This is a genomic window from Methylobacterium sp. WL12 (assembly GCF_008039475.1).
GTDB classification, from domain to species: domain Bacteria; phylum Pseudomonadota; class Alphaproteobacteria; order Rhizobiales; family Beijerinckiaceae; genus Methylobacterium; species Methylobacterium cerastii.
In genome coordinates this window covers 1-6,987 of the sequence record NZ_VRUW01000140.1, presented here as the reverse complement: position 1 = coordinate 6,987, position 6,987 = coordinate 1, and the positions used below count along the sequence as shown (strand labels likewise).

General features: G+C 50.9%; 4 protein-coding genes. 1 reads left to right on the top strand and 3 read right to left on the bottom strand.

Annotated features, from left to right (window positions below):
* The first annotated feature begins 145 nt into the window (after positions 1–145).
* Positions 146–1,486: a DUF4214 domain-containing protein gene (locus tag FV226_RS26265; RefSeq protein WP_147765237.1), complete on the top strand. Its 1,341-nt coding sequence runs from the start codon at positions 146–148 to the stop codon at positions 1,484–1,486.
* 274 nt (positions 1,487–1,760) lie between these two features.
* On the opposite strand, the gene FV226_RS26260 is transcribed toward FV226_RS26265, so the two are convergent.
* From FV226_RS26260 to FV226_RS26250, 3 genes are all read right to left on the bottom strand, one after another.
* Positions 1,761–2,138, bottom strand: coding sequence for a hypothetical protein (locus FV226_RS26260; RefSeq protein WP_147765236.1), 378 nt, complete (start codon positions 2,136–2,138; stop codon positions 1,761–1,763).
* Positions 2,139–2,262: 124 nt separating this feature from the next.
* Positions 2,263–3,768: a hypothetical protein gene (locus tag FV226_RS26255; protein ID WP_147765235.1), complete on the bottom strand. Its 1,506-nt coding sequence runs from the start codon at positions 3,766–3,768 to the stop codon at positions 2,263–2,265.
* Between the two features lie 1,278 nt (positions 3,769–5,046).
* Positions 5,047–6,447, bottom strand: a complete 1,401-nt coding sequence (locus FV226_RS26250; protein WP_147765234.1) for a hypothetical protein — start codon at positions 6,445–6,447, stop codon at positions 5,047–5,049.
* Positions 6,448–6,987: the final 540 nt, after the last annotated feature.

The window sequence follows — 6,987 nt, the reverse complement described above, 5'->3', positions numbered from 1 at the left end:
TTATATATCTCTTTATTATGATTTAATGCTGCCACGCAAAAAGGCAACACGCCACTTGAATTCAGTGATCAAAGCGCGACTAGGGCTGGATGTGATTTTTAGCGAGCTGTAGCATTGATTCAAAGGACTCAAAGGGAGACTCGTTGTGGCTCTAAACGCGACTGTCGTCATCAACAACCAGGCTGGTCTGGATGCGAACAGCATCAACCTGCTGAATTTGGATGCACAAGCGGCGACTGCAACATGGTCTAGCGTTCTTGCAGGCACAGCGAATATAAATATTGAAATCGACATCCTGCCCACTGCGATCAATGGGAGTGGTAGAGGGGGCGGAACAGCAGGTTACTATGTCTACACAGGCGACTCCGGTGCGATTCACAACTTTCAGACACCGACCGCCTATAAGCTTTCGACCGGCTTGACACCGAGCTCAGTGACCGGACCTGATATCAAAATTGATCTTCAGCTTAGCTACGTGCAAAATACGCTGTGGCTTGATCCAACGCCTTATGACAACGGCGCCGACATCCCGACAAATCGAACCGATGCTGTATCAGTTTTGGTCCATGAGATGGGTCACGCCATTGCCTTCAATGGCTTCCGAGACTGGTCAACAGGTGCACTAACGAGTAACGGCCAGTCTACATTCGACCAGCATGTACAAGTGACTGCCGGTGGCCCAGTCTTTCACGGGCTTAATGTGGATGCGGTTTATGGAAAGGATCCGGCACTCACAACTGGAAATCTTTATCACTTTGGGAATGCCTCGCCAGGTACAGGAAGCGATCTTATTTCTGATTTGATGAATGGAGTGGTGTATTATAATGGGCATCGTTATTCACCTGGCTCAGTCGATTTAGCAACAATCGCAGACATCGGTGTTGGAACCATCCAAAATGATTTCTTGACAGCTCCGTCAACTGGGCAAATCTTAGATGCTGGGCTGGGCCAAGATACGGTTTTTGTGAACTCTGGACATAGCCTAAACACTGTTACTGTTCAAAATAGTGTTGCGACCATTGTCAATTCTGATGCTGGTAATTTCACTCTTCAGAATGCTGAGAGAATTGCCTTCAACGACGGCGTGGTAGCGATTGATACTGAAGGCAATGCTGGCCAAGTCTACAGACTATATCAGGCTTCTTTTGCTCGGACACCTGATTTACTGGGCCTCTCGCATAACGTCAAAATTGTAGACCAAGGCCTTAGTCTGCACGATATGGCTGCGGCATTTACCGTGTCATCAGAGTTCCAAGGGCGTTACGGCGTCAACGCTAGTGATCAAACATTTATTTCCGCTCTCTATCACAATGTTCTAGGCCGTGAGCCCGACCCGACAGGTAATGCTGGTTGGCTTCAGCTCTTAGGAAGTCAGCAATATGATCGGGCAAATGTACTGATTGGATTTTCTGAGAGTATCGAGGATAAGGCGCTCGTCGCCTCAGCAATACAGCATGGAATTGCACTGGACTACGGCGTGGCTTGATTATCTGCCAAATCTAGTCGAGCTTCCGTCTATTTTGCAATGCTGCTGAAGGAAAAGTCGCATCTGTCAAGCAATCTCATGGCTGCATCCTACCCCTGCGCCATAATAAGATCACGTAGCCGAAAAATCCTTAAAATATTATGCGTAGTGACACTGTGATATTGTGTTGGGGGAGAGCACTAAGCGTAACGGTGCTGGCACTCTCCTCCAAGTCCGACCTGAGAGACACCCTTCAGAGGGCGCTCGTGCAGCCGTGGTTCGGCCCTGTGGCTATTCAGATACCCGAAACAGCTTCGTTGCCGCCTGTGACGCTGCCCGCCGGCTTAGAACCGAATTGAAAGGCAGTGGCCTGCTCCCAATTGCGCTCCCTTGGTTGGTACGGTTCGTACAGCCTTACGCGGAGACCATCCTCATCGTTCTCTCTAACTGTGAGCTTTGCAGCCTGGGCCAGCTCAATTGGAACGAAGGACGGATAGGCTTTCCCTCGGTGACGCATGTTCACCAGTGCCTCGGGAGGGTAGCCAAGTTTGAGAAGCTCCCTTGCCCCATCGTAGAATGGTATTCGGGATGTGCAGAGAAGGGTCGTACCGAGGTAGGCATCATAACGGCGCTTATGACTCGGTGACGGGATGATGATGATCTCAATAGACATGGGTTCTCGCTCACTGCGACGGGTCTAGCCGTCTGTGTTGGTGGAGGGATTCGATTGTGGGGGAGGTTCGTCAGGTGCTGGACGTAGGGAGCCGGTGATCCTTACGGGCTCTTATATGGGATAGTTATTTTGTATCTATTATCTTAGTATATGTATCTATGATTTTATATCTAATTATAGGATCAATGATGTTATGAGTGTACCAGGGTGTATGCTCAACGATAGCGTTTAGGTTTGACTGTTTCTGAAACACTTCTTCCATCACTTCCTTTGCTTCCTGTCTCCGCGATCTAGGAACAAGAATGGCATCGTGGAGAGGTAGAGCCACAACTCCCTTGCTTCTTAATCTGATAAGAACCTCAATTAGAACCTGACTTTCGAGGTACTGAAGGTGGTGCCCTATACCGGTCTCAAAATATGAAGATATGTCCGGGTGTTTCTCTCTCAGCATCTGCACTAAGTCCGACGCGGTGTAACGCCGAGGTAGGAGATTAGCCGTGCCTTTAGGCTTGCTCGTGATTGGCTTTTCCATAAACAACACAGCGTTGAGAAGTTTCTTTAGGCCTTTCCTGCATGTTTCTGGTTCGCCTGCCAGCTCGGAAATGGCATAGAGGTCACCTTCAGGAGGGGTCTTCCCGGCTAAACCATAGAGCAGTCGAGGTGCTATCTGGCCGTAATCAAGCTCGCTGGCCGGCTCACCTTCAATGACGATCCCATAGCGGTATTGTTTTTTTAGGCCTTGCCAGAACCCGCCGAACAGCCGTCCACCTGAGGTGAAAGAAGTTCGAGTGAAGATCCGTCTCAGACATCTGTTGTTGATGTCTACCATTCGTTCAACAGGAGCTAAACTGTAATCAAACGCGATGTTAGCTCTGCCCAACCAATCGTTGATCAGATGAACTTCGCCTCGCATCTGGTGAGTTACTGGCGTATCATCATACGAAATCGCTTGTGTTTGATCCCAGTAGCTTTCTTTATTTGATTTAAGAACTATGCATTCAGTCGGTGGTCTATGGCGGATATCTTCTAGTTGGATGCCATGCTCAACAATTAGTCCTTCCAGAGTTCCGCCAGGCCAAATCTTTGTGTAATATCCCTTCTTGGCTCCTGCTTCCTTCTCGCCAATCTTCTGTCTAATAAATCCCAGTTTGGGATCGGCCATCAGATCGAGGATTTTAGGAAGAGTTTTCCCTATGAATGAAGGCTTGTATCGAGATTTAAGAGACAGCAGAGCAACAGAGCGGCTCAGTACTATTCCGTCGGTGTGGCCGGTGAGGATACATTGGGTCAAGTCGCATACAATAGACGACACGGCGTCCTTGAAATTAGTCTTTGCGCTACTCGTTCGTATTCGTTTCCGAGGTTTCTCTAACAGTTCGTGAGTGACCAGAACGTACTCTATGTCTGCCAGAAAGCGCGTCATCTTAGCGGTAACGGGTACTCTGTAAGGCTCAAAGAACCGGTCTCGCTTCTGAGCGGCCCAATCTAGGTCCCAGGGGGAGGTGAAGAGATCGTCGTTGTCATGGTCAATTAGGTTGCGCGAACTATCATCAAGGAAAATAGAATGCATACCCGTTGTCGTATTGTTGGAAGATGATGTTGATTGGATAGCTGGATGATGATTGATCATGATTGGTTTTCTCGTGGTCTGAGAGACGTTTAACCCCCAACACAGACAAAGGCATGCAGGGTTTCTCCTGTGAAATTGACCTTGTTGATTGGGGGGATGGATAGTGGTCAGGGGAGAAGCGACTGCCAGGCACGCACCTCAATGCGCTGAAAATGGCTGACTTCTTCTCTTAAGTAAGTGACAATTGCTAAGTGTCTGTGGGATATGGATTTTACACAGAGGCTGTCGCCGATAGTTTCCGGTGATCTCGGAGGGGCGTTCAAGCTCCCGTTCGAAGCCTTTCCTCCACTAGTGGTCCACAATCCAAACGCCTCTTGCCGCGGCTCAGACGTACCAAGAACGGCAAGGGCAGGATCGTGGGTAGGAAGTGGGCTACCTGCGAAGGGGCTGTCAGCAAGCCTCACAAATCGCTTCGGGCGACTGTGACATGCAAATCGTCCGACCGCCGCCCTGCTATGCATAAGTAGGGGACAATTCCATGATGTCGTTTGCGGCGCCGTGGCGGCACCCAGGACGGCAACGAGCCTGTTGAGGCTTTCCATGTAGCTCGAATGGAGAAACGAACGCTGGCAGTCCTCTGGCAACCGCTTAAATCAGCCGGTGAATCAATTGCGCGGTCCGCGTTTCAAAGCCGACTCGACACTCGCCCAACTTGCACCGCCTGCAGTTTTCTCGTCCACTCGGCGTAAGGATTCCCCTTTCATTGAGGGCCTTTGCGATCCCCGTCAGAGAGGTGATTCGTTCGGCCGGTCGCTCTCGACATACCTTGTTCAACCTTGAACAACATTCCACTCAGCTTTGAGCGACAACCTACTCAGCTTCATTCAAAGCTTTAATCATCATCTTGTTGAGCCTTAATCAACGCATTTTCAATTAATGAAGCCAGTATACTCCGGTTGCAATGTCAGCTTGGTAGCTTAGTCAGCACCCTTCCAACCAGCATCACCTGCCAAGCCCCAACCCTCGCTGACCATCGTCTACCCCCAGTGGTGTCAGATAAACGCCCCTATTCCTTACATCGCGAATGGAGACAGGATCTGATTGCCGTTCTTTCGGGCAGCCTGTCGATGAAACGTGTCAGGTAATCATGCGTCGGAAAAACGGTGTTTCTAGAGCCTGACAATTTAGCTTTTCAGCGTCGGCCCTCATCACTGCCGTGAAGCAGCTTTTCGATGGTCTCCGCTCCCTGTGCCCACGCCTTCGCTTCGGATAGCTGTCCTAGATTGTCAATCTCGCATGTATCGCCACATGTATCACCATACTGACAGGTCCCTGACCTTATTGGGCGGAGCCTGGGGGGCCGGCGTTGGCAATCAGCCAAAGACCGAGGTTGTGAGCTTCTTTGGCGGGAAGCACGAAACCAAGCCAGCCGGCGCCTGGGTGCCTGAGTGAAAGTAGAAGTCCGCCTACCGCAGGGTGCGGGCTAACAAGGGTCCGCCAACGTGGGTCAAGAGCATAAGCCATCTCTTTGCCTCTCGGCAGTTCATGAGAGACTTCTTCTTTCATGTGCCAACGCGTACGTATGAGTCTCTCGATCAATCTATCTAAATCTGCTAACTCGATATCTGCAAGCATTGCTCCGTCAGTTGAGCGCTGATCTTCGATTGAAACTGTTTCACTCTCGATGTCGTAGTGAACCGCGATATGCTCTGGCTGAACAGTATCAGTTGCGCCGTCATTACCGAATTCCATATTTGATTTGAATGGGGTATGTATATTTATTGCCGATATCGAAAAACCATCACCGTGATCCGCGATTGCCATTGTTGGCGCACCTGTATCATCGCTCATTATGCGTATAGCTTTGACGTCTCCCACAGGCTTGTCGCCAACCCACAGGTGGACTGGGACACCCGCTATCGTCTCCGCCTTGGCTTTGAACTCGCTTGGACCACCTTCGAGATCGTAGCGCTGATAGCCGTCTGATGTTTTGAGCATGAGTAGGCCACCATGTCTTTGCAGCCAGTATATCACAAACCCTCTGTAATCATCGAGGTCCGTCACCGAAAGACTTGTTCCACCGTCCGCTGCAGTGCCGTGTGGAACGATCGAACCGGATGCTATCCGATCGAACAAAGGATCAGATACTGCATATGCGTAGCCGCAGAAGCTTACGCCACGGTCTGACAGCATGTATGGTATTGACCAACCTCCGACATCATGGGTCTCTATTGATGCGAAAAGGTCCATCATTGCGACAGTGGCACGTGAAAGTTCTGAAGGAACCGGCCCAACGCGTGTCCCACAAATGAATGTCTTCAAGGCGTTAGGGGCATATGGGATAGCGGGGTCATTCCGAATGCGTTGAAAGACCTCAAACGCTGAAGCCGATCCGAGATACAGAGTGAGAACAAACATCGACTTGCCCCCCGAAATCTTGCACAGTCGCGGATTATCGCCGTCAAGATATACGAAAGCAAACTCTACATCGCTCTTGGCACTGCCACTAACCAACATTTCAAGTGCCTGATTGATAGTCCCTGCGGAAGCAGCGGCTCTCGATAAACGTGTTGCGTGGTGTAAGTCGCCAGAGAACCCGATCAGGGCACTGCCATTGACGGCCGGCTCAATCTTAGCGGTGAATTCGCGCTCGCGCAGGGTAAGTTTACCACCTGTCACTGCACTATCGGCCACCATCCAAACTTCCTTGGCGGCGACAGCTGCAACAATAAGAGTCATGATTGATAACCTTGTTTGTCCAAGTCCGACGACCCGAGTCCCATCCGGGCTGCGGAGCACCTATGATTGGCGGAGCACAAGTGATTGAGCGACTCATGCTCAGTGGCAAGCCGCTCAGCCTTCCGAGGAGCCTCGTGGATGTCACGGGTGCCAAGGCTAAGCCGGATGTAGGCCTTGCCGGGGTGATGAGCCTGCACGTCAGCAGGGATACGCCGATAGTAGCTAAAGGGAGCGCCCTTTTTGAGCGCTTTGACGTATCGAACGGTCACGAGGAGTAAGCTGGTATCAAGGAGGCTGACAGACACGGTGTATCACCTCGTGTATCACCACGAGCACCGTTTGCTGATACCTAACTGCCTGTAAACGCTGAGGTAAGCGCCACGAAAGTGGTGCCCAGGAAAGGCACCGTGTCAGGCTGGATGGATGACTGATGGAAGACTGGTCGCCGTGTATGGCCCTACCTGCCGGCCCTACCGTGGCACAGATAGTTCAGCCTTGCTCAATCGAAGAGGCGGGGGGGCGGTGGAGGGGGATAAAGGC